This is a genomic window from Escherichia sp. TW09308, from assembly GCF_000208565.1.
Classification (GTDB): Bacteria; Pseudomonadota; Gammaproteobacteria; order Enterobacterales; family Enterobacteriaceae; genus Escherichia; species Escherichia marmotae.
Map to the genome: position 1 here is coordinate 3,396,074 of NZ_AEME01000001.1, position 22,890 is coordinate 3,418,963.

General features: G+C 52.7%; 18 protein-coding genes and 2 pseudogenes. 3 read left to right on the forward strand and 17 right to left on the reverse strand.

All coding sequences use genetic code 11. From position 1 onward, the window contains the following. Positions 1 to 31: 31 nt before the first annotated feature. From sspB to zapE, 5 genes are all read right to left on the reverse strand, one after another. Positions 32 to 529, reverse strand: coding sequence for a ClpXP protease specificity-enhancing factor (gene sspB, locus ESM_RS0116130; protein ID WP_000366123.1), 498 nt, complete (start codon positions 527 to 529; stop codon positions 32 to 34). Positions 530 to 534: 5 nt separating this feature from the next. Further along, complete coding sequence (sspA, locus tag ESM_RS0116135) at positions 535 to 1,173, reverse strand: stringent starvation protein SspA (RefSeq protein ID WP_000257293.1); 639 nt, start codon at positions 1,171 to 1,173, stop codon at positions 535 to 537. Between the two features lie 394 nt (positions 1,174 to 1,567). Then, entirely contained in the window at positions 1,568 to 1,960 is a 393-nt protein-coding gene (rpsI, locus tag ESM_RS0116140; protein WP_000829818.1) for a 30S ribosomal protein S9, read from the reverse strand. A 15-nt stretch (positions 1,961 to 1,975) separates the two neighbouring features. Continuing rightward, on the reverse strand, positions 1,976 to 2,404 hold the full coding sequence (gene rplM, locus ESM_RS0116145) for a 50S ribosomal protein L13 (RefSeq protein ID WP_001517180.1): 429 nt from the start codon (positions 2,402 to 2,404) through the stop codon (positions 1,976 to 1,978). A 274-nt stretch (positions 2,405 to 2,678) separates the two neighbouring features. After that, positions 2,679 to 3,803: a cell division protein ZapE gene (gene zapE, locus ESM_RS0116150; RefSeq protein WP_001192361.1), complete on the reverse strand. Its 1,125-nt coding sequence runs from the start codon at positions 3,801 to 3,803 to the stop codon at positions 2,679 to 2,681. Between the two features lie 193 nt (positions 3,804 to 3,996). Between zapE and zapG the strand changes: the two genes are divergently transcribed. From zapG to degS, 3 genes are all read left to right on the forward strand, one after another. Beyond that, entirely contained in the window at positions 3,997 to 4,395 is a 399-nt protein-coding gene (gene zapG / locus ESM_RS0116155; protein WP_001517182.1) for a Z-ring associated protein ZapG, read from the forward strand. Positions 4,396 to 4,549: 154 nt separating this feature from the next. Then, positions 4,550 to 5,917 carry a serine endoprotease DegQ gene (gene degQ, locus ESM_RS0116160; protein ID WP_000745037.1) on the forward strand — a complete coding sequence of 456 codons (1,368 nt, stop codon included), beginning with the start codon at positions 4,550 to 4,552 and terminating at the stop codon, positions 5,915 to 5,917. An 89-nt stretch (positions 5,918 to 6,006) separates the two neighbouring features. Beyond that, the gene (degS, locus tag ESM_RS0116165; RefSeq protein WP_000497718.1) at positions 6,007 to 7,074 is read left to right on the forward strand and encodes an outer membrane-stress sensor serine endopeptidase DegS; all 1,068 of its coding nucleotides are present in this window, start codon (positions 6,007 to 6,009) and stop codon (positions 7,072 to 7,074) included. On the opposite strand, the gene ESM_RS0116170 is transcribed toward degS, so the two are convergent. From ESM_RS0116170 to tssK, 12 genes and pseudogenes are all read right to left on the reverse strand, one after another. Then, complete coding sequence (locus ESM_RS0116170; protein ID WP_001234458.1) at positions 7,043 to 7,870, reverse strand: DUF932 domain-containing protein; 828 nt, start codon at positions 7,868 to 7,870, stop codon at positions 7,043 to 7,045. The genes degS and ESM_RS0116170 overlap by 32 nt on opposite strands. Positions 7,871 to 7,986: 116 nt before the next feature. Beyond that, complete coding sequence (locus ESM_RS0116175) at positions 7,987 to 8,274, reverse strand: hypothetical protein (RefSeq protein ID WP_000107538.1); 288 nt, start codon at positions 8,272 to 8,274, stop codon at positions 7,987 to 7,989. Between the two features lie 31 nt (positions 8,275 to 8,305). Next, a pseudogene (locus tag ESM_RS0116180) lies at positions 8,306 to 10,606 on the reverse strand (DUF6531 domain-containing protein); the annotation flags it as partial. A 19-nt stretch (positions 10,607 to 10,625) separates the two neighbouring features. Then, positions 10,626 to 11,069: a DcrB-related protein gene (locus ESM_RS0116185; protein ID WP_000203117.1), complete on the reverse strand. Its 444-nt coding sequence runs from the start codon at positions 11,067 to 11,069 to the stop codon at positions 10,626 to 10,628. Positions 11,070 to 11,092: 23 nt separating this feature from the next. After that, positions 11,093 to 13,306, reverse strand: coding sequence for a type VI secretion system Vgr family protein (locus ESM_RS0116190; protein ID WP_000011507.1), 2,214 nt, complete (start codon positions 13,304 to 13,306; stop codon positions 11,093 to 11,095). A 24-nt stretch (positions 13,307 to 13,330) separates the two neighbouring features. After that, on the reverse strand, positions 13,331 to 13,702 hold the full coding sequence (locus tag ESM_RS0116195; protein ID WP_000767837.1) for a hypothetical protein: 372 nt from the start codon (positions 13,700 to 13,702) through the stop codon (positions 13,331 to 13,333). After that, entirely contained in the window at positions 13,699 to 14,433 is a 735-nt protein-coding gene (locus tag ESM_RS0116200; protein WP_000528402.1) for a hypothetical protein, read from the reverse strand. Before ESM_RS0116200 ends, ESM_RS0116195 begins: the two co-directional genes overlap by 4 nt. Positions 14,434 to 14,624: 191 nt before the next feature. Continuing rightward, entirely contained in the window at positions 14,625 to 15,389 is a 765-nt protein-coding gene (locus ESM_RS0116205) for a TagF domain-containing protein (RefSeq protein WP_001250469.1), read from the reverse strand. Then, positions 15,389 to 19,255, reverse strand: a pseudogene (tssM, locus tag ESM_RS01000000125080) (type VI secretion system membrane subunit TssM). Before tssM ends, ESM_RS0116205 begins: the two are co-directional and overlap by 1 nt. 295 nt (positions 19,256 to 19,550) lie before the next feature. Further along, entirely contained in the window at positions 19,551 to 20,225 is a 675-nt protein-coding gene (locus ESM_RS0116220) for a hypothetical protein (RefSeq protein WP_000792641.1), read from the reverse strand. Positions 20,226 to 20,230: 5 nt separating this feature from the next. After that, positions 20,231 to 21,547, reverse strand: coding sequence for a type VI secretion system protein TssL, long form (gene tssL / locus ESM_RS0116225; RefSeq protein ID WP_000128884.1), 1,317 nt, complete (start codon positions 21,545 to 21,547; stop codon positions 20,231 to 20,233). Then, positions 21,544 to 22,887 carry a type VI secretion system baseplate subunit TssK gene (gene tssK, locus ESM_RS0116230; RefSeq protein ID WP_000118766.1) on the reverse strand — a complete coding sequence of 448 codons (1,344 nt, stop codon included), beginning with the start codon at positions 22,885 to 22,887 and terminating at the stop codon, positions 21,544 to 21,546. Before tssK ends, tssL begins: the two co-directional genes overlap by 4 nt. Positions 22,888 to 22,890 lie beyond the last annotated feature (3 nt).

Here is a 22,890-nt window from a genome sequence, read left to right on the forward strand (position 1 = left end):
GCAAAACAGGCCACATGGGCCTGTTTATCATTTATTTCACAACCCGCAATGCCGGGCGACCACCGCGGGGGGGCTGCGGAGGTTCATCGTCAGGATGATGGTCATCATCGTGATCTGGCTTATCGCCGTCAATAACCGACATAACGGTTTCATTATCTGCCGATGCTTCATCATCATTCATAATGCTGGCATCTTCGTCGTAGGCAGCTTCAGGCTCGAACATCGTTCCTGCGCCATTTTCGCGGGCGTAGATAGCCAGCACGGCAGCCAGCGGTACTGAAACCTGGCGCGGAATGCCACCAAAGCGCGCGTTAAAGCGCACTTCATCATTCGCCAGTTCCAGATTACCAACTGCACGCGGCGCAATATTGAGTACGATTTGCCCGTCACGCGCATATTCCATAGGAACCTGCACGCCAGGGAGCGTCACATCCACCACCAGGTGCGGCGTGAGCTGGTTATCCAGCAACCACTCATAGAATGCACGCAGCAGATAGGGACGACGTGGTGTTAGCTGTGACAAATCCATACAGATTAACTCCGGCCCAGACGCATTTCACGTTCTGCTTCAGTTAAAGAAGCAAGGAAAGAGTCACGCTCAAAGACACGAGTCATATAGCCTTTCAGCTCTTTCGCACCCGGGCCGCTGAACTCGATGCCCAGTTGCGGCAGACGCCACAGCAGCGGAGCAAGGTAGCAATCGACCAGGCTGAACTCATCGCTCAGGAAGTACGGTTTCTGACCGAAGACCGGCGCGATGGCCAGCAGTTCTTCGCGCAGTTGCTTACGTGCGGCATCCGCTTCAGAGGCTGAACCGTTGATGATGGTGTTCATCAGCGTGTACCAGTCTTTTTCGATGCGGTGCATGTACAGACGGCTTTCACCGCGAGCTACCGGGTAAACAGGCATCAGTGGCGGATGCGGGAAACGCTCATCCAGGTATTCCATAATGATGCGAGATTCCCACAGGGTCAGCTCACGATCCACCAGGGTCGGAACGCTCTGATTCGGGTTGAGGTCAATCAGATCCTGAGGCGGATTGTCCTTTTCCACGTGTTCGATCTCGAAACTTACACCTTTCTCAGCCAGCACAATGCGGACCTGATGGCTATAGATGTCAGTAGGACCGGAAAACAGCGTCATTACCGAACGTTTGTTGGCAGCGACAGCCATGAAAACCTCCAGGTATAGTCAGAATTTTTACTGCTACCAGCCACCAGGTGGCCGGTCAGAAGTTATGTTACCCAATGAGGAATTGCCTTCACTGTTCGAAAATCAAACAAAAAATGAGCAATACTCGACATTTGGGCAGAAAATTGGATGATAGTTTACCAGATTTTGCGACCTTTGTGGTAAGTCGATGCCGGAAATGGGGAAAAAGAGATGTTCCTTAGCCTGAAATGGTTGACTTAATCCCTTATCAGCGATGTTGTTTTTGCCTTTACCACCTGTTGGGTGGCAGTAAAAAGCACGTTTTCTGTTTTTACACAGATTCAGACTTAAGCTATAAAAAAACCCGCCGGAGCGGGTTTTTTCGCAAATTGTATTCTGCCGAAGCAGAAAGCAATTAACGTTTGGAGAACTGCGGACGACGACGTGCTTTACGCAGACCGACTTTCTTACGTTCAACCTGACGAGCGTCACGAGTAACGAAGCCAGCTTTACGCAGTTCAGAACGCAGGGACTCGTCGTACTCCATCAGAGCGCGGGTGATACCGTGACGGATCGCACCAGCCTGACCAGAGATACCACCACCTTTAACGGTGATGTACAGATCCAGTTTCTCAACCATGTCGACCAGTTCCAGCGGCTGACGAACTACCATGCGGGCAGTTTCACGACCGAAGTACTGTTCCAGAGAACGTTGGTTGATAACGATTTTGCCGTTGCCCGGTTTGATGAAAACGCGAGCTGCGGAACTTTTGCGGCGACCAGTGCCGTAGTATTGATTTTCAGCCATTGCCTATAATCCCGATTAGATGTCAAGAACTTGCGGTTGCTGTGCCGCGTGGTTGTGCTCGTTACCCGCGTAAACTTTCAGTTTACGGAACATAGCACGACCCAGCGGGCCTTTTGGCAACATGCCTTTAACCGCGATTTCAATCACACGCTCAGGACGGCGAGCAATCATCTCTTCAAAGGTCGCTTGTTTGATACCACCGATGTGACCGGTGTGGTGATAGTACACTTTGTCAGTACGCTTGTTGCCGGTTACAGCAACTTTGTCAGCGTTCAGAACGATGATGTAATCACCAGTATCTACGTGCGGAGTGTATTCCGCTTTATGCTTACCGCGCAGGCGCAGAGCCAGTTCGGAAGCCAGACGGCCCAGAGTTTTACCGGTCGCGTCAACAACATACCAGTCGCGTTTTACGGTTTCTGGTTTAGCTGTAAAAGTTTTCATTAAAAGCTTACCCAATAAATAGTTACACGTTGGTGAACACCCAAACGTCTTCAATTGTTGAGGTTCACACGACAAAGTCCGGCAAACCTACCCCTTCGAATAGCCTATGCCAGCACACAAAAAGTTTTGGGAAAAAAACTTTCTTGTAACGTGGGGTCGCAGGATTATAGAGAAGTCGGGGGCAAAGATCGACCCCTTTTTGTGATTTGTGGCAGGTTTTATCAGCAATGACGCGGTTGTTTGTACGCTGTCAGGATAAGACGTATGGCATAAATTACGCCAAATGCTCACGCGTCAAATACTCTTCGCTTTGCATTTCCTGCAAACGTGACAGACAGCGCTGAAACTCAAACTTTAGTCGCTCGCCCTGATAAATTTCGTACAAAGGGACTTCCGCGCTCACCACCAGCTTGACGTGGCGCTCGTAAAACTCATCCACCAGCGCAATAAAACGCCGCGCTTCGCTCTCCATCAACCGCGTCATGACAGGCACATCAAACAACATCACCGTGTGAAACAGACGTGAGAGCGCAATATAGTCATGCTGGCTACGGGCATCGACGCACAGCGTGATAAATGACACTGCCAGTGTCTGGTTTTCTACGCCCATTGTCGCCAGCGGTCGATGATTGATTTCCAGTGTGGGGGATTGTTCTCGTTTTGCACCTGCCAGTGCCAGCCACAGCTTATCCATCTGTTCACGCGTTTCATCATTGAGCGGCGACAGCCACAGATGCGCCTGAGTGAGCGTGCGCAGCCGATAATCAACGCCAGCATCGACGTTCATCACATCACAATGCTGTTTAATGGCGTCGATAGCCGGAAGAAAACGCGCACGTTGTAAACCATTTCGATAAAGTTCATCCGGCGGAATATTTGACGTCGCCACCAGCGTTATACCGCGAGCAAACAACGCTTTCATCAGGCCGCCCAGCAGCATAGCATCGGTAATATCCGAGACAAAAAATTCGTCAAAACAGAGCACATCGGTTTCAGCTTTGAAACGATCAGCAATAATTTCCAGCGGATCGCTCTGCCCCTGCAATGTGGTTAATTCTTCATGCACACGCAGCATAAAACGGTGAAAGTGCAGGCGCTGTTTTCGCTCTCCCGGCAAACTTTGATAGAACAGATCCATCAACCAGGTTTTTCCACGCCCTACACCGCCCCACATATATAAGCCACGCACCGGCGCGTTGCTTGTATCTTCACGTTTACCCCACAGCTTACCGACCCGCGCCATTATCCCGCTCACCCTGGCGGCTGGCGGCGTGCTACTGATGAGTTCCTGATAAATAATTTCCAGGCGACTGACAGCCTCTTTTTGTACGTCGTCGGGTTGATGGCTGCCTTCATTGAGCGCCTTCAGGTATTGCGATGTCGGGGTAACGCTTTGCATGATGTTATTGTTATTCCTTGAATAATCGGTGTACCGTTGTTCACGGTTGACGAAAAAAAGGCCGTTCTACACTACGCGATATGCAGTCGGGATTCCACTTCTGTGGAATTAACGGTTATAGTGGCATAATCAGCCGCAGGCATGGAGCCTGAAGCCAACACCCTACGGAAACAAAAGACAACGGGAGATGTTCATGACCTGGGAATATGCGCTAATTGGGTTAGTCGTCGGCATCATTATTGGTGCTGTGGCCATGCGTTTTGGTAATCGCAAGTTACGCCAGCAACAGGCGTTACAGTACGAACTGGAAAAAAATAAAGCTGAACTGGACGAGTATCGCGAAGAGCTGGTTAACCACTTTGCCCGCAGTGCGGAATTGCTGGATACCATGGCGCACGACTATCGCCAGCTATATCAACACATGGCGAAAAGTTCCAGCAGCCTGCTACCGGAACTGTCCGCAGAAGCCAACCCGTTCCGCAATCGTCTGGCCGAGTCTGAAGCCGGCAACGATCAGGCTCCAGTGCAGATGCCGCGTGACTATTCTGAAGGCGCATCCGGTCTGCTGCGTACTGGCGCGAAGCGCGACTAATTTATTTTTCGGGCGCAGCCATTGCGCCCTCCTCTTCTCCCGCCTCCGACTATCATTTAATTTGATGTCTCATTGTTAGCCATCTGAAAATTCAATAACATCAAACTGTTTTGAATCTTTTTTTCTTATCATTCAGGTACGAGAGCAGGAATAAATGAAAAAACAAACCCAGCTGTTGAGTGCATTAGCGTTAAGTGTCGGGTTAACTCTCTCGGCGCCGTTTCAGGCCATCGCATCGATTCCCGCTCAGGTTGCCGGTCAAGCGCCACTGCCCAGTCTGGCCCCGATGCTGGAAAAAGTGCTTCCCGCGGTAGTAAGCGTTCGAGTCGAAGGAACCGCCAGCCAGGAGCAGAAAATTCCGGAAGAATTCAAAAAGTTTTTTGGTGATGATTTACCGGATCAACCAGCGCAACCCTTCGAAGGTTTAGGCTCCGGCGTCATTATCAATGCCAGTAAAGGTTATGTGCTGACCAACAACCATGTCATTAATCAGGCGCAGAAAATCAGTATTCAGCTCAATGACGGGCGTGAGTTTGATGCGAAGCTGATTGGCGGCGATGACCAGAGCGACATTGCCCTGCTGCAAATCCAGAATCCTGGCAAGTTAACGCAGATCGCCATTGCCGACTCCGATAAACTGCGCGTCGGTGATTTTGCCGTCGCGGTCGGTAACCCGTTTGGACTCGGGCAAACCGCTACCTCCGGGATTGTTTCCGCATTAGGTCGCAGCGGGTTGAATCTTGAAGGTCTGGAAAACTTTATCCAGACCGATGCCTCCATTAACCGTGGTAACTCCGGCGGTGCGCTGTTAAACCTTAACGGTGAATTAATTGGCATCAACACAGCAATCCTTGCTCCTGGCGGTGGTAGCGTCGGGATTGGTTTTGCCATTCCGAGTAATATGGCCCGCACCCTGGCACAGCAACTTATCGACTTCGGTGAAATCAAACGCGGCCTGTTAGGTATCAAAGGTACAGAGATGAGTGCCGATATCGCTAAAGCCTTCAACCTTGACGTACAACGCGGAGCATTTGTCAGCGAAGTGCTACCAGGTTCTGGCTCAGCAAAAGCGGGCGTGAAAGCGGGTGATATTATTACCAGCCTCAATGGCAAACCACTTAATAGCTTTGCCGAGTTGCGTTCGCGCATCGCGACCACCGAGCCGGGCACGAAAGTGAAGCTCGGTCTGCTGCGTAACGGCAAGCCGCTGGAAGTGGAAGTGACCCTCGATACCAGCACCTCATCATCCGCCAGTGCTGAGATGATCACACCAGCGCTGGAAGGCGCAACGTTGAGCGATGGTCAGCTAAAAGATGGCAGCAAAGGCATTAAGATCGATGAAGTAGTTAAGGGTAGCCCTGCCGCCCAGGCTGGTTTGCAAAAAGACGATGTGATCATTGGCGTAAACCGCGATCGGGTGAACTCAATTGCTGAAATGCGCAAAGTGCTGGCAACCAAACCGGCCATCATCGCCCTGCAGATTGTACGCGGCAATGAAAGCATCTACTTACTAATGCGTTAATGTCGCAAACCGGGCATCAGGCTGACGTGTGATGTCCGGTTAACTCGTGGTATGCTGCTGCCGTTCCCTTTATTAACGACGCCTCCATCATGTTTGTGAAGCTCTTACGTTCCGTTGCGATTGGATTAATTGTCGGCGCTATTCTGCTGGTTGCCATGCCTTCGCTGCGCAGCATTAACCCGCTTTCCACGCCGCAATTCGACAGTACCGATGAGACGCCTGCCAGCTATAATCTGGCGGTTCGCCGCGCTGCGCCAGCAGTAGTCAACGTCTATAACCGTGGTTTAAATACGACCTCACACAATCAGCTTGAGATCCGCACGCTGGGATCTGGTGTGATCATGGATCAACGCGGTTATATCATCACCAACAAACACGTGATCAACGACGCCGATCAGATCATCGTCGCCTTACAGGATGGTCGTGTTTTTGAAGCGTTACTGGTGGGATCTGACTCTCTGACCGATCTGGCAGTGCTTAAAATTAATGCCACTGGCGGTTTACCCACTATCCCAATTAATGCTCGTCGCGTACCGCACATTGGCGATGTGGTGCTGGCGATCGGTAACCCGTACAACCTCGGACAAACCATTACTCAGGGGATTATCAGCGCCACGGGTCGAATCGGCCTGAACCCAACCGGACGGCAAAACTTCCTGCAAACCGATGCCTCCATTAACCACGGTAACTCCGGCGGCGCGCTGGTTAACTCGCTGGGCGAATTGATGGGCATCAACACGCTGTCGTTTGATAAGAGTAACGATGGCGAAACGCCGGAAGGTATCGGCTTTGCAATTCCCTTCCAGTTAGCGACCAAAATTATGGATAAGTTGATCCGCGATGGTCGCGTGATCCGTGGCTACATTGGTATCGGTGGACGCGAGATTGCTCCTCTGCACGCCCAGGGTGGCGGCATCGATCAACTGCAAGGGATCGTGGTTAATGAAGTGTCACCTGATGGCCCGGCAGCTAACGCGGGTATCCAGGTCAACGATCTGATTATCTCTGTGGATAACAAACCGGCTATCTCTGCTCTGGAGACGATGGATCAGGTAGCAGAAATTCGCCCTGGTTCGGTGATCCCGGTTGTAGTGATGCGTGACGATAAGCAGTTAACGTTGCAGGTTACGATTCAGGAATATCCGGCGACCAATTAAGGCCGGAGTTAAGCACAAAAAACCGGAGACTTATATCACCATCAATACCTGTAATGGCTCTTGTCCTGGTATTTTTCCCGGAGGCACTTCGCCCCGATAATCCACCTTTTATCATATTCTCCTGAACCCGCTGCCAGGTTGTCCAGAGATCGTTCTGTTTATCCTCCCGACGACGGGGAGTAATTATCTGTTCAGGCGTCACCGGCGTTTTATTTTCATCTTCATACCTGACCATCAGGGCAGCTCTGCCAAATAAATGTTGCTCGTCACTGTTAAGATGAATTTCTTTCATTGCCTCCATATTATCAGTGACCTTATCAAAGACACCGATCACTTCATACGCTCCCTCGATAACCTGCCCGACAATATCACCTTTATGTGGAACGCGGATTTCGCCAAAATTATTTCCGCACACCAGGCCATTTGTGCAGACAAAACGAAAAATTCCCGGGATCATCTGATAACTGGATGAACCATCATGTGAATTAAGCAGGATAATTTCAGGAACTTCCTGCCCGTTAATATGCCCTTCCCTACGAAGACGTAACATATGTTTACTGTATTCCCGACGCCCCAAATCACGAACCCGACTCTGACAGGCAAAGAATGGCTGGAAACCTTCATCACGTAACTTATTGATGATATTGATTGTTGGAATATACGTATAACGTTCACTCCGGGACTCATGTTTATCACCGGAAAATACCGAAGGCACGAACTGCATTAATTCATCATCCGTTAAAGGACGTTCACGGCGGATGGAATTATACCGACCAAAACGGGAAGCTAATCGCATAACAGCTACTCCTTTATGAAAGAATAAATTTAATAAAAAATTTTTCCGCTTAATATCATCCCCCGTTCTCCATTAACAACATTGCAACAATCAGGAGGGATATTCATCACATCCGGTCAGCAGATCGCCCGGATATCGAGGCCGGCACGCTTAATCTGACGCAGGAACTGTTTGAAGTGATCAGCTTCCGCAATGTTGATATGGCGGAACTGCGTATCCACACCCTGGCTGAGCGCGTAGCTATAGCTGAAGGCCATCTTTTCCGGGTGGCTTTTGCGATATTTTTTCAGCTCAGTCAGGCTGCTGAATTCCAGGACGTCCCACTCTTCCCCGGTGTTTTTTTTCTTCCCGGCAACAAGAAGCGTGTACGACGCGGTGTTAACGTGGATATTTCGGGTACTCATCCTGCTTTCTCCTCTCTCTGGTTTTCAGCATCCGTATCAGGCCGTCCGGGCGCTGTTCTCCCGTCAGTCGTCCATCCGCATCGTGACTGAACCGGTAAAGCGCCCCGTTGCCGTTACTCAGGCTGGCAATCCACCCCTCCGCAGTGTAATGCCAGCGCGTCTCCCGTTTCTCTTCATCCGTGTGGAGCGTCAACAGCCCCCGCGGCGTATACTGCCAGCTCTGTATACTGCCCGTAAGACGACGGTGGCTGCTCAGTAATCCCAGCGCGTTCCAGGTGTAACGGTCCTGCTGTTTGCCCGGATGGCTGACTGTCTCCGGCTGTCCCAGACGGTTATAGCTGATGTGTACCGTTTTCCCTTCCGCGTCCGTCACCGCCGTCAGGTTGCCGTCTTCATCGTATTCATAACCCGTGGCGCGCCCTGAACAGTCGGTGTAACGCACCAGTTGACCGCGCGCATCGTGCACCAGCGCAACCAGGCCGCCCCTCGCATCCGTGCGGCTGACTGCCAGCCCCTGTTCATCATACCCGTAGCGCGTGACGCGTCCTTCCGGGTCTGTTTCCTGTATTACCTGACCGTGTTCGTTGTAACCCACTTTCCACACATGGTCGTCATCCAGCGCACGACGAGTGATTTCATCAAAACTGCCGTTCCACTGCGTCTGTGTCACCCGGCCTGCCGGATCCGTCTCTTTCACCACCCGGCTCAGGGTGTCGTATTCCAGCGTTACCCTGCGTTCGCCGGGGAGTTCAACTGCTACGGGAAAATGGTTTTCGTTGTACGTGAAGCGGTACATCCTCCCGCCCGCCGTCCGGTGCGCAGTCACATACGTCTGTTCATCAAACCACCACTGCCACTTATGCCCCGGCCTGCCGGTAACCACCGTCTGCCCGCCAGCAAAATCATAGCGGAACCGGTAATCCTCGCCATCGCTGGTCGAGTGCTCCACCACCCTGGGAACCCCCTCAATCTCTTCCCAGCGGTAGGTACAGGTGAAGCCCGTCGCGTTGCGGTGCTCTGCCATCAGGCCATTTTCATAGGCGAACTGTCGCACTGCCACACCGGCCCGGTTCACCACACCGGTCAGTTGCCCGTTATTGTCGTAACGATATTCCACCAGGTTACCGGGACGTCCTCCCTTCACCAGTTCAATATGCGAAAGTCTTTCCCCCGCCGGGGTCATTGTGCGGTGCAATAACAGATGGTGCCCGCTGCTGGAAGCCACCCGCACCAGCCTGCCGTTCTCTCGCCCGAAAGCTATACGCTGTCGGTAGGGCGTCTCCATAAAAAGTAACGGTGCGACGCCGTGGTCATCAAATTCATCAAATATGTAATAGCTGCGGTCGGTGTAATGCAGTACATAGCGTCCGTCATGCAGGCGGCTCAGGTAAAACTGCTCTTCCGGATCGAATATCTGGTGCCCCGGCGTCAGCATGTCTTTCGGATAACTTAACTCACGCCCCTGGCCGCCAATCAGAGTGATATATTTCTCATCGGTGCGCAGGGTTATTTCCCAGTTCAGCCGCCATCCTTTGCCCAGTAGCCCCTCAGTTTCCAGATGGCTGGCATAAAAGCGCGAACAGGTAACAGGCAGGCGGCCCGGCAGGGTGAAATCCGTTTCCGGCAGCAGAATTTTTTGCCCGGTAGTTACATCAACCGGGTTGCTGAACAATCCCATAGCGGCCTCGGAAATGCCCATCCCGGCAATTTCGCCACCAATAAATTTTGCCGCGCATTTTGTGCCAAATTTCGAGCCCATCTTTGTCGCCTGACGCGAGGCTCCAGCCAGCCCCCCCAGCATTCCGGCGACCACATACAGCACATCCACAACCTGACGCAGCCAGTCCGGGATTTCCGGGCTGATTTCCAGTACCGTCTGCGTACCGCCGCCGAGAAAGACATTGGGGGAGCCATCCTCAATCACCGCATCACATTCAGTATGATCATCTTTTCGGGCGGCAGGCTGACTGTTGATGTAGATGTTGCCGGAACCCTGGGCAATGCGGATTTCCGGAGAATGGTCTTCGCATATCACCGTACTCAGTACGGCGCGCGCGGCCGGGCGACTGTTAGTTCTGACATTATCAGATCCGGTCAGAATTTTTCCTGCTGTGGAATGTATCGAGCGCCCGATGGCCTCCCCAAGTTGCAGGACTCCGGAAGCGATCTGATCAGCCAGAAATCCCAGAACAAGTCCGGCAAAAAAACCACAGGTAGCAAAAGCAAAGCTGGCGGCGGCAATAATGGCAATGCCAATGATGGCCCCTATCAAAAAACCGGCAAGGGCGCTGGTGTGGTAGATAGGATCATCCACCCGTGCGGCTTCATACATGATAAAACCTCCCTGTTTTTTAGTTTTTAGCAGGCTGAAAACTGGTCAACCATGCAGTCCATAGCTGGTCGGTGTGCTCATCAAAAGGGCGCTGACTGGTCAGCGTCAACACCAGTACCTTTGCTGACCCGGTGATAAACCCGGCCTGACGCTGATACACTTCTGTTTTTCCAGAACGGTGGGTGGCGAGGATCTGCTCACCTGTCATGGCATCTTCGCCGGCTCCCGCCAGTGCCGTTCCCCGCGAAAGTACCCGATGCTGGCCAAGGTTTTTTTTCATCAATGCTATCTGGCGATCAATGTAGGTCGTCAGGTTTTCCTCTGGCCTGAGCGTGTCGCGGGAAATATTCAGGCTGGGTGATGCTCTCTCATTGCCCGACGGGACGAAGATATTGACGGTGCGGTCAAGAAAAGTTTCAGGCAGGGCAAAGCTGCCCTCCTGAATACGGTAAAGGCTGGTCATAGAAAAAATTCCTTTTATATTTTTTATTCAGAAGCGTCCGGGGTAGGTAACGGGGCAATATCATCCGCAGTCATGGCTTTGCCGCCATCCGGGTTCATATCAATTCCACTGCCAATGAGTTGCATAACATCGCTGGTGTGCAGTAAAAGTTGTTTTCCGCAAAACTTAATCGAGCCATCCTTGTGTAATACAAGCGCTGCATTGCCGCAGCGAAGGGTAAATTGATCGACAACGTCCAGACGATATGTCGTTCCGACATTGATGGTTTGGGCCTGTTTGACGGAAAGCCCATCATTTTTTGTGATGGTGGCATTGCGGTCTTCTCCCACGCTGATGGTTTCATTTTTAACAATGGTTTTTGTGCGATCGACCATGACTGTATGCGTTTCATTGTTTTTTACCGTAGTATTCAGGTCTTTTTCCGCGTGGAACTTCACTTCTTCCGCACCCGTTTTGTCATCAAAGCGCAGCATGTTTCCGTTCGTCGGCCCGCCCTTTAACGAGTGACTGAATATCCCGCTCTGCGACGCCATGCCCGGTAGCCCCCACGGTGGCATGGTGTCCTGGTTGTAGGTGCGCCCGATGATTATCGGTAAATCCGGGTCACCATTTTTAAAGTCCACCAGTACTTCCTGGCCGATGCGCGGGATCTGGATCATGCCGAATCCTTTCCCCGCCCACGGATAGCTGACACGGATCCAGCAGGAGCTGTTTTCGTCATTGTTACCGTAACGATCCCAGCCAAACTGCACCTTCACCCGCCCATATTTATCCGTCCAGATTTCCTGCCCCGCCGGGCCGGTGACGATGGCGCTCTGCGGGCCTTTGGTGTGGGGTTTGCTCAGGGTTCGCTGTGGACGGTAAACTTCGCAGGTGGGGTGCAGTTCAAACGTGGTGACATAGGTAAAATGCTGGTTCTGACCGCTGTGCTGCGCATTATCCCGTAAAAACAGCGTGGTCTGTACCAACAGGTAATCCTGGTTAACGTCTGCCGTCGGATGATTCATCAGCGTGAAGGTGTAGCCCGTCATGAGGGTGCGGATATTTCCCGCCCCGCCAACACGGCTGCCGGGGCTGCGCTGTGCTTCCATACGAATGCGCGTCAGCATCTCACCTTCTCCCGTAGTGAAGTAATCACCAGGCCATTCGTAATGCTCATATTCAGCATGACCGGTATCGCGCGGACTAGCTACGGTACTTTTCAGCAGCGAACGTGGCTTCATAAAATCAAAATCGTCCAGCACCCACTTTCCAGTACGCAGCTTCTCACTGGCCGTAATGGTGTGGATAAACTCCTTATCCAGCTTCAGTCCTTCCTGGTGCCACTCCACCAGCGGCGAGTCCGGGCATGCTTTATGACCATTGATGGCATCAGCCAGCACCAGCGTGTGGCTGTTCTCACTGTGTTCAAACCACCAGTAAATCCCCCATTCCTGCATCAGGCGCTGAATGAAATCAAAGTCAGTTTCACCGTACTGTACCTGCCAGGCGCGGGGCGGATAATTTTCCACCAGCCGCTTTTCCACCGGAAAGGAATATTCATCCAGTACTTCACTGAGAATATCCACCACGGTTTTGTTCTGGAAAGCTTTGTAGTCACTGGTGTGGGTCAGCAGTTTCAGCCACGGTTCAATGCGTAATTCATACGTGACCGAACGTCCCTCATGGCCGACTACCCGCGCAGCGGTCACCAGCCCGCTGATATACCGTTTTCCGCCACCGTCCAGTTCGATACTGACGCACAGATCTCTGCCCACCATCGGCTTGAGCGGCAGATTGGCGGCGGGCGAAACGTAGCCCAGGTTCAGGGTGTCTGGAGTTTTAAGCTGCACAGTGTAGGAAAACAGATTTCCAAGCCCTTCCGAACCATTCATCCCCGCGAACAACAGCATCTGCGGTGGCACCGCACTACCGCTTACAGTGATGTTATGCGCCCCCGGTCCACCGGCTGCAAGCGACGCCACCGCATCCTGAACTGCGCCAGCCATATCCGAGATCCCTGCCGCCGCAGCGGCGGCCTGCGCTGCGGCTACCGCCGCTTTCACCAGTCCCGATGGTTCCGGCAGCGCACCAAACAGATCCGCTGCTGCCTGTTCTGCCATCTGTTCGGCTGCATCAGCTACATCTGTTGCGGCTGAACCTGCGCTTACAGCACTACTTTCTCCGGCTATTGGCGGCGTGGTGATGGCTGGCCCACCATTACTGCCAGATTTATTACCCGTAGATACAAAACTCATGATATTTATTCCTTTAATATCGGATTAGAATTTAGCGCCCGGCGGCCAGAAAAAATAAGAAATAACCCGCCACTGTCCATCTTTATAATGAAAAAAACATGTCAGATTTAAATCCCCCGGCAAATGCCAAAATATTTCTTTGATGGGGATATTTCTGAATTCAGGATTTGTTGAGCGATAGGTATTTTCAATTTCTATATAATATTCACCAACAAATTTATAACGAGGTTTTATAAATTCATACGCTGGCTGACCATAGTTATTTAATAGAACATTCTCTTCAACTCCATTATACACACCACTCGCATTCAGATAAGCATGCCCAGGAATATCAGACATGTTATTTTTCGCCCCACCCACTATCAAAAAAATAATCACAGCGTATATTAGTTTCATTTTTTTACGCTTTTCACAAAAAAATTAGAACCCGGAACCATTCTATTTAACCGCTCAATGACATTTCCCATATAACGAGAGCGCAGCTCCATACCAATATTCATTAACGCACTGGCATCCCCGGAAAATGGGGTAGTTGCTTTATCTGCATCATCACTATAGTATTCATCAGTAAGATATCCAATAATATGCCCAAGCTCGTGAGACAACCCTATTTGCTCATGGCAAGCTTTTGATGAACCAAGACATTTAGCTGCAGCAACTATATCTTTAGAGTCAAGTTCCACGTATCGACTATTCCAGACAATGGAACTCTGACGAAAACTATTTGGATCATCATTATCAATTTTAAACACCACTACATCCCAATACCCATGACGATCAGTCTGAATTATTTCTATTGTGAAAGGTAAATCCTTACCATTAAACTTACTGACAAACTCAGACTTCCCAGAAACGGATAAAAAAATCTTATCATTCCATGTTTGATTAATGACAAAAATAACTTTCCCATGAAAGGTATTTTTCTCCATATCTGTCCAATCAGTTTTTGCATCCCATCTTTTTATCCAATTATATTTCCATCTCAGAAATAATGAGATTGCACCATTTTCACGGTCAATTCTTAAATCTCCCCAGGCATCATTGTCCCTGATATATCGTTTATCCAGCATTAAGTCGTCATAAGCATCGTATGCCTGCTGAATAGCCTCATCATGAGAGTTACCCATGTTCACCTCCTTATATTGCTATATATCCAATAAACCTGAAGATGATTGCTTACCCACCAATGCAGACGGGACCTGGGGTAGCCTGAAGTCAACAAATAGCAATCAACTTGAAGTTCAGGGGTATATTTGTTTCCCATCTACACGTTTATCGTCATATTTTTGTATAGCTATTCTCAGCATTCGTGGGCACATTATTTTTTCTCCAACCGCAGCGCATCCACATACCGCCCCTCGCTGTTCTGCTGCCAGAACCAGCCTTGCCCCTGCTGCGCCTGCGCCAGCATTTTGTCCGGCCAGCCTGGCCACGGCAGGTGGCGCACACCAGGCAATTCCACTATCGGCGCGTCCGGTAGCCCGGTGAGTTCCCGGCTACGCTGCGGTACACGTCGCAAGCCGCGCAGCCACTGCGCCCAGCGCGGCCCCGGCCGCCACATCGCCCACAGTTGATCTGTCTGCTCTGCCAGCCGCCCGCAGCATTCTGTCTGTGGTGAGACATATACTGCCGCCAACTGCGCCAGCCAGTACAACCAGCCCTGCGTGTCATCCAGGCTCTCTTCCAGCCATTCCCGTCCGGCACGCTGATAAATCACCAGCGGCCACGGTCTGCCCGTACTGTCTCGCGATGCGGTCAATACTCCGGTCAGCCATTCATCACGCCCGCCAATGGGGAGAAACCCCGGCGATAGCACAAAACTCCACGGCAATGGGTGGTGCTCCGGCAGCGTCTTTTTCTCACGCGGTGACAGGTGCATCCAGCCGTTGTTTGCTCCAGCCTTCGCAGCATCCGTTCCTTCCGGCAGAACAATATGCCGCCCCTGTCCCAGCCACGTCTGCTGGTTCAGCCATGCCTGCCACACCTGCGCTTCGTTCGCACTCACCCGCCAGCGCACGTAGTCCCGCTGGTCCGGCAATCTGCCGAACATCGCCGGAGCCGATACTGCCGTAGCCCGGCGCATCAAAGCGTCCTCTCCGGGCAGGCGAAGCGTTGCAGTAGCCCCCGGTTCACCGGGTCAAAATCCCGCCCAGCGGTAATCTCCAGCACCACCCGCCGCCCATCAAAACTGTACTCCACCTGCTGAGTTCCCCGTACCGCTGTCTCCTGCGCGTTACCCGCATCCAGCAGATGAAACAGCGCCCACGGCCCGTTAGTCAGTAACGTCGAGGTGTCCTGGCGGATGCGCGGGCTGGCGGTGATTTCCGCCATTGAGCCATTACGCGGCCCGGGCCAGCTCACTTTCAGCGGCCTGACCGGGCCGTGAGCGTAACGCAGCACCTGCCCGTCAATGTCAATCACCAGTTCGGTGATGGCAGGGTCCATATCCACGACGCGGACCTGCATCGCCCAGGAGAACTTTTTCCCGCCTTCCCCGTTAAAAAAACGCTACGGATCTGCTTTGCTTCCTGAAACGGTAGTCAGATCCGGCCCGAGCAATGTCATGTTGCCTTCGGTCGGCTTGTAGCGCCACGGGTTACTGGCAGTGTCCGCCAGCGGGGCAAGTTGCTTCGTCCAGAAAGCATCCAGCACGCCGCCGCTGGCAAAGATACGGTTAAAATCATCCGCACTGACTTCCTGTGGGCTGTCGGCAAAGGGGTAGCGTCCGTCAATGGCATCACGGCACTCATCACCGATCACCGCCTCCATTTGCGCATTCAGCACTTCACCCGTTCCGGCGTTGATTTTGCGCGTCCCCTGCTGTGTTAAATCCAGCAGAATATTTTTCAGCGGTGCAGGCAGTTTTGCTGCCTCCAGTTGAAGTTTATCCGCCGCCGAAATGCGGCCCGGTAATGTGCTGGCCGCCAGCGCACTGTCGGCAATGGTGAGCTGGGTGTAATACTCATTGAGCATCGTCAGCAACGAATTAAGCTGTGGTGCGCTGCCCCCTTGTGCGCTGTCCGTACGCCCGGAAACCACTTCCCGCAATGCGGCAAAACGATCATCCACCAGTGTTTTCTCCAGACGTTCTTCCGGATGGATGTCCTGCAACAGCTTCGCCGTCTGTACCGCTTTCCCCGCATTACCGGAAAGCCGATCCTGCGCTCGCTGAGCCATCTGCTTTTGTCTGGCCTGCGCATCCAGCGGCGGCACCAGGGTGGTCTGATCTACCACGACTTTACTCAGCCGCATCAGCGGGGAATCAGGTGAGGCCAGAGTACGCAGCACCTGAAGGTCATACGCCAGTCCGGGGCTGCCGTCTTCCCCAGCGCTGTTGATGCTGTGAATGCTTGCCAGAAAATCCTGCCAGCGGCGGGCATATTCAGCGAGGTACAGGCGACGGACTTCACGGGTAATCGGGAGTTCCTGTCCCGGTAACTGGCTCATTACAATCTCAGTCGTTTTTTTTTGCGCACTTTCGCGCCCCATCACCCAGGCGTCATCCGCTGATGCGGCGGCGACAAACTCCGACAGCCGTTTGTCGAACAGTTCCCGGTAGCCTTCGCGGGTGAAGATGCCAGGCACGCCCCGATCTAATGGCGCACCATCCGTGCGGACAAAAACCGTTCCCGCATCCGCGCCCACGGCACGAACCAGCGAAAACTCCTGCGGCGCTTCGCTCTCCATAGAAGCCAGTGCACGAGTATAGATACGCTCGGTGCTGGTATGACCGTCAAGAAAGGCTCGCGCCAGGCGGATCAGCCCCTCATCTTTTTCGTATGGCGAATGCACCACGCGACTGCCGTCAAACAGAGCATCGATATGTTCCAGCACGGCTGCGCGACCGCCGAAATCCGCCACGCTGTCGCGGTTGTTCAGATCGTTCAACACCCAGGCGTGGATCTCCGCGGCGTTGTATTTGTCCTCGTGGTCTTTATCGAGGTTCAGCAGCAGATAAACATGCAGAGCGTCATAGGCAGCTTTACTGTCCTGACGGGCAATCGCATCCGAAAGTACGTATTCCATGCGCTTCACCAACGGCGGTAGCAGTAACTGGTCAAGCAGGCGGTCATACAGGGATGCCACGCTCTCCATCACCGGAGGGACGCTGTAAAGACCATAACGCCAGGCCAGCGGCGGTGAGTCCGGATCCAACCCCGGCCAGGCAGAGAGCGCCCGCGCCTGGTTCAGTAATGCGGGAACCGGCTGCATGGCGGGTTTTCCGGTATAGGCTTTGACGTCATCATCCAGTTGGGTCGTCCGGTTGGTGATTTCATGCAGATAATCGCTGTTACCCTGCTGGCTGCCCTGCATTCCCTGCCACAACCAGAAAGCCAGCGCCAGTACCAGCAGATGCCCACCGGTACGCAGCAGGCGGTAACGCCAGGCCCACTGAAGGTTCGGCTCCACCATGTGCGCTTCACGGAAGATAAATTTAGTCAGCAGGTCATGGAGAAAATAGCTTCGGTTGCCATCCGGCAGAGTATGGGACGGAGACTCCTCGTTCCCTTTTATTGCCCGGACAAAACGCTGCCAGATGCCCGTCTGGTCTGCTACGGCGTCTGCCTGCGCCTGTGCGGCACTGGTGAAAAATACCCCGCGCAGGGTGTTGTTAAGCTGGGTGGCATCGAATTTTGAATCGAGGAAAATCTGTTCAATGGCTTCCAGCAATGGCGTGCCCAGCGCGGCAAATTCACGCGGGAAGCGGTAGAGCCGTTGGCGGCTTTTAAGGTCGTACTCTTCCTGCAACCGACTATCCATCCCCTGATCCAGCCGCAGCGTCAGATTTGCCAGTTCCTGACCACAGAGCGCATGCAGTGACTGCGAATCACTGGCGTGACGCCTGCGGCTGTATGGCAGAGTAAAGCCCCAGACCTGAGCACGCAGGTGACTGGTCAATCCACGGAAATACTCCGTAAAGCCGGGTAGCAGATCCATTTTGGTGACAACCAGATAAACCGGGAAACGAATGCCCAGTGTCTCCCGCAGTTCCGCCAGCCGCGCACGCAGGGCTGCACAGGCAGCCAGCCGTTCAGCCGGGGATTGTGCGGTCAAATCTGCCACATTCAGCGTCAAAATTACGCCGTTCAGCGGCGCGCCGGGACGGTGTTTACGCAGTAGCCCCAGAAATCCCTGCCATTCCCCGGCGTTGCGCTGGGTTGCACTGATTTCACCGCCATCATCGTGGCGGGCATAGCGCCCGGCGGTGTCAATGAGCACAGCCTCATTAGTAAACCACCAGTCGCAGTGCAACGTGCCGCCGCCCGGCACGGTGAGGATATGCGCGGTCTGCTCCATCTGTTCCGCCAGCGGAAACTGTAGCCCGGTGTTAAGCAGCGCGGTGGTTTTACCATCACCGGGGCTGCCGATAACCATGAACCACGGCAGTTCGTACAGAAAGCGTTTCCCTTCCAGGACCTTACGCCAACCAGGTAGATCCACACGCAGTTGTTTCAGTTGTCGGATGGCGCGGTTGAAAATATGGCTGACGGTGCGCAGATCGGCCTTAATTTCCCCTGCCACCGGTACGTCTTCCCCGCGCGGATGCAAGAAACGGCGCAGCAGTTGTTCATCCAGACGCAACGCCCGCCAAAGCCGGTACAGGCCATACAGCGCATAGCTCAGCAGGATCATGCCGATCAGCGTCAGACGCAGCCACAGCGGCGCAAACGGGCGAACGTCACCGAAGGCCAGCAACGGTGAGACAAAGCCGATAACCAGGCACAGAACCGTCACGCCAATGATGCTCATCGACCAATTCACCAGCCACAGCGCGAGGAACATTAGTAACAGAACGATAGTGACTACCCTACTCCCCACGGATGCAAGCGGATGCAGGGTATCAAACGCCACCAGCGGCCCGAGAAACCAGACCAGTAGCGCCAACGCCACCACGCAGACAACGACCAGCGCACGGCGGGAAAACAGCAGACTGAGAAATTTTTGCATTATTGTTCAGAACTCCATGCGATAATCAGTAATAGCAAAATGCCGCAAGCTGAAAAAATCCGTCCAATACGGGCTACTGAAAAAAAATAAAGAGCAATCTGAACAATTATCAAAATAAAATAAATCAACATTTTGATTATTTCTCTGTTCCCATTTCCCTGAGGCAACGCTGTTATTGAAGGATCTATATCCTGCATCTATTGATACTCACTCCCGGAAAAAAGCATAATGATGATCAGACCCATAATGAATAATAACCATCCTGATATTTGAATTATTCTTCTCACGAAGACTCCTAATGGGCGATGAGTAAACGAGAGAAATGCAACCAGTTGTTGACAATAAAATTGCCATAGCTGGTATCTTCCTTTATTTTCTCCAGGGTAAGTGACATACCCCGGTTATAACGGGCACCAATAATTCTTATCTGCTCTTCCGTCAGGTGTGGTAAGGAGGACTGAAATCCATCTCTTTCAGCTAATTGATAAAGATGTCTGGCCACAAGTTGAATATTAAAAATATCATGCTGGAGGCAATTTTCCAGTTCACGCAATTGAGAGGTATCCATTTTTGACTCATCAAGCCCAGGTGTTCTGGCTGTGGTTCGCAATTGCATACTCACTGCACCAAAAGATGTTTTTTCTGGTCTCGAAGTCATGGTGATATGTTCATCAATCCACTCAGGCCCACTCCAGTTAATAGTCCGAGCATCAAATGCCAGCATATCTACAATACAGGGCTCTCCCCCGACTTCTATCCAACACACACCAGCCAGTAAAGGCGCTGGCAAATTATATGTATTGGCAGTCGACGTTATCAGAAGGTGGTTATGTTTCACCCAGCGATCTTTGAAATAACGCCCATAAGGTACACCTTCGCCCCATTTTTTTGGGGCTAATTTCCAGAAAATAAATTCGGTCACGCCCCATACCGGTGAATGATTCGATGCATTGCAGTCCAGATTCTTCATTTTTCTCACTCCACCACCAGAATTTCTACCCGGCGATTCTGCGCCCGTCCGGTTTTAGTGCTGTTATCGGCCACTGGTGCGGTATCCCCTTTCCCGACAACCCGGATCCGGCTGGCCGAAACGCCACCGGACGTTAGCAACGAAGCCACTTCTGCCGCACGTTTTTCTGATAACACCTGATTCGACGGGAATTCAGCGGAGTGGATAGGCTGGCTGTCGGTGTGACCGGTCACCGTCACCGCACCGCCCACACGCGCAATCTCGCGCGCGGCCTTATCAATCACCGGGCGGAGCGCATCATTTACGGTTTTCTGCCCCGGTATAAACATCGTATCGCCTCGGAAGATCACACGGCTGTGATGGTCATCTTCCTCCACCGTCAGCAGGCCACGGGCAATTTCGTTCGCCAGCAGGATCTTCAGTCGCAGTTTGTGCACCGGAATCGGTGGCGGCGACAGGTGTTTACCGATGGCGTCGATATGCTGCTGTACAGTTAAGGTGGAGAGATTCATCCGGTGGCTGTAAAGGCCAAACAACGTCAGCATCACCAGCAGAGCTATTCCGGCACTCAGCCAGACCGGCACCCGGCGCATCCGGCGCATCCGTCCGCTGACAGCTCCGGTAAATCCCGGCGAGAGCGTCGGCGTGACCGGATCGCGGCGCTGGACCAGTTGGGTCAGCAGTTGCTGGCGAATATCGTCCAGTTGCTTACGTCCGTCGGGCCGTACGCTGTAGCGACCTTCAAAACCCAGCCCCAGAATGTGGTAAATAATTTCCAGCACATCGCTGTGCTCCTGGAAGCTGGAGGCCAGACGACCAATTATCTGAAATAGTTTGATGCCACCTTCACTTTCGCCATGAAAAGTGACCAGCAGACTCTTCCCAGCCCAGACACCGCGTCGTCCCCAGGTGGTGTTGTTGGCGGCTTCATCAAGCGACGTACACAGGCAGTAGCGCACCGCCAACACATGTTCGCGGCGCAGGTTTGCCTGGTCGCACAGCGTCTGATACCGACGAACTTCACGCTCCAGCAGGGCGCGGTAATGTTCGACAAAAGCAGGGGCAAGTTCACGGGGCATCTGCGCCAGTGCGCACAGCAGCGGACTTGCCGCCGCCAGCAGGGGATTAGCGGCAGCGGTGATTTCGGCCAGCCGGAGTTTCATATCCGGGCCGTCTTCAACCACCATCTTTATATCTTCCCTGCGAAGGCTGTCCTGTATTGCGATATCATAACCTTCATTATCAGGTGGTTTTGTCCCCCCCACTGATGGCTGGAATGGCTGGGTATTCATCGCAGGATGCGTCAGAATATCGTCGGTCATTTATCGCGAACTCCCCACAGCTCCAGCTCCAGCCCTGGAAATTCTCCGGCGGTATGCATTGCCATGCCGCCATAGCGGGCGATATGTTCCCACAGCACGCCGTCGCGACGGATGTCGTAATAGATATAACCGGACTGGAACGGAATCTGACGCGGCGGCACCGGCAGCACCTGTAAAGCAAGGCCCGGCAGGTGCGAACGAATCAGCTCCGGCAGGCGTTCGGACGGCCCTATTTTGGTCTGAGCCGAAAAATGTTGCAGCAAGGTTTCGGCGGACATCTGCGCCTTCACCGCCAATACTAACGAGCTGAAATCTGACAGTTCGGTAGGTTCAATCACCGCATTGAGAATACCGTAAGTTCCCTCCTCCAGAGTGATTCGCTGCGCCCCGCGGATCAGCACAGCATTTAGCAGATACTGCACCTCATCTACCACCGATTTCAGCCCGGCATAGGGCGTCAGGTGCTTATATTCTTTATATTTTTCCGGACGGCGTGTTTGCGGACGCACGTAGGTAGAGAGTTCTCCGGCCAGTGCGCAAAGATTACGATAGAGCACTTCAGGCGACAGCGGCGTTTTCGACATATGGATCAGTAAGGGGCCAAAACGATTGAGAATTTGCAATAGCAGGTAATCCGACACTTCCGCCGCCTCATGGCCGTGTTTATCACTGCCCGTCAATCGCTCAGCCAGAGAATTTGCCCGCATTTTGATCAGATCGTTGATCCACGACAACCATGTACATATCAGTGAACTTGCCTGATAGTTCACCACCGGCGGGATCAAATCTTCGTCAATATCAACCCGCCCCTCTGGATGCAATGCTGTGATACGTGTCAGCGGCAGGCCGATCCACGCATCCGTCACCGCCTTTTCCGGCAACAGACGGAGGCGCAGGTGGCTGAGTTGCAACAGTTGTGCGCCGCGCCCCAATGAGTTTGCATCACGGATTTCATTTTCATGAACCGAAAAGCGTGCCAGCGATTCTGGATTATTGCCAAAACTGGTTTCTTCGCTGTTCGGTGTGCGTATTGGCACCGCCAAATAAATCAATTGGTTAAGGTGCTCTGGCAGGATGGTAAGAGGCGGCGGTAGTGGTGTGTGTCCCGGCGCATTAAACGGTGTTCCGTCGGCAAACACCCCAAAAGCCTTCGTGAGTACCAGCTTTCCGATGTTCAGTGCTTCACTGTCAATGCCGTATTCACTGAAGCCCCAGAAAAAGGGGGAAAGAGGCAAACTGCGGTAATGAATGACATGTTCCAGATAGCGTTCCTGCTGCTGAAACATCTGTGGCAGCAAAAATTGCCCTTCACTCCAGACGACCCGGTTATTCCAACTCATAAT

What these genes read in the sequence shown, in the direction of transcription:
- sspB (WP_000366123.1), bottom strand. Translation starts at nt 529, where the DNA reads ATGGATTTGTCACAGCTAACACCACGTCGTCCCTATCTGCTGCGTGCA.
- sspA (WP_000257293.1), bottom strand. Translation starts at nt 1,173, where the DNA reads ATGGCTGTCGCTGCCAACAAACGTTCGGTAATGACGCTGTTTTCCGGT.
- rpsI (WP_000829818.1), bottom strand. Translation starts at nt 1,960, where the DNA reads ATGGCTGAAAATCAATACTACGGCACTGGTCGCCGCAAAAGTTCCGCA.
- rplM (WP_001517180.1), bottom strand. Translation starts at nt 2,404, where the DNA reads ATGAAAACTTTTACAGCTAAACCAGAAACCGTAAAACGCGACTGGTAT.
- zapE (WP_001192361.1), bottom strand. Translation starts at nt 3,803, where the DNA reads ATGCAAAGCGTTACCCCGACATCGCAATACCTGAAGGCGCTCAATGAA.
- zapG (WP_001517182.1), top strand. Translation starts at nt 3,997, where the DNA reads ATGACCTGGGAATATGCGCTAATTGGGTTAGTCGTCGGCATCATTATT.
- degQ (WP_000745037.1), top strand. Translation starts at nt 4,550, where the DNA reads ATGAAAAAACAAACCCAGCTGTTGAGTGCATTAGCGTTAAGTGTCGGG.
- degS (WP_000497718.1), top strand. Translation starts at nt 6,007, where the DNA reads ATGTTTGTGAAGCTCTTACGTTCCGTTGCGATTGGATTAATTGTCGGC.
- ESM_RS0116170 (WP_001234458.1), bottom strand. Translation starts at nt 7,870, where the DNA reads ATGCGATTAGCTTCCCGTTTTGGTCGGTATAATTCCATCCGCCGTGAA.
- ESM_RS0116175 (WP_000107538.1), bottom strand. Translation starts at nt 8,274, where the DNA reads ATGAGTACCCGAAATATCCACGTTAACACCGCGTCGTACACGCTTCTT.
- ESM_RS0116185 (WP_000203117.1), bottom strand. Translation starts at nt 11,069, where the DNA reads ATGACCAGCCTTTACCGTATTCAGGAGGGCAGCTTTGCCCTGCCTGAA.
- ESM_RS0116190 (WP_000011507.1), bottom strand. Translation starts at nt 13,306, where the DNA reads ATGAGTTTTGTATCTACGGGTAATAAATCTGGCAGTAATGGTGGGCCA.
- ESM_RS0116195 (WP_000767837.1), bottom strand. Translation starts at nt 13,702, where the DNA reads ATGAAACTAATATACGCTGTGATTATTTTTTTGATAGTGGGTGGGGCG.
- ESM_RS0116200 (WP_000528402.1), bottom strand. Translation starts at nt 14,433, where the DNA reads ATGGGTAACTCTCATGATGAGGCTATTCAGCAGGCATACGATGCTTAT.
- ESM_RS0116205 (WP_001250469.1), bottom strand. Translation starts at nt 15,389, where the DNA reads ATGCGCCGGGCTACGGCAGTATCGGCTCCGGCGATGTTCGGCAGATTG.
- ESM_RS0116220 (WP_000792641.1), bottom strand. Translation starts at nt 20,225, where the DNA reads ATGAAGAATCTGGACTGCAATGCATCGAATCATTCACCGGTATGGGGC.
- tssL (WP_000128884.1), bottom strand. Translation starts at nt 21,547, where the DNA reads ATGACCGACGATATTCTGACGCATCCTGCGATGAATACCCAGCCATTC.
- tssK (WP_000118766.1), bottom strand. Translation starts at nt 22,887, where the DNA reads ATGAGTTGGAATAACCGGGTCGTCTGGAGTGAAGGGCAATTTTTGCTG.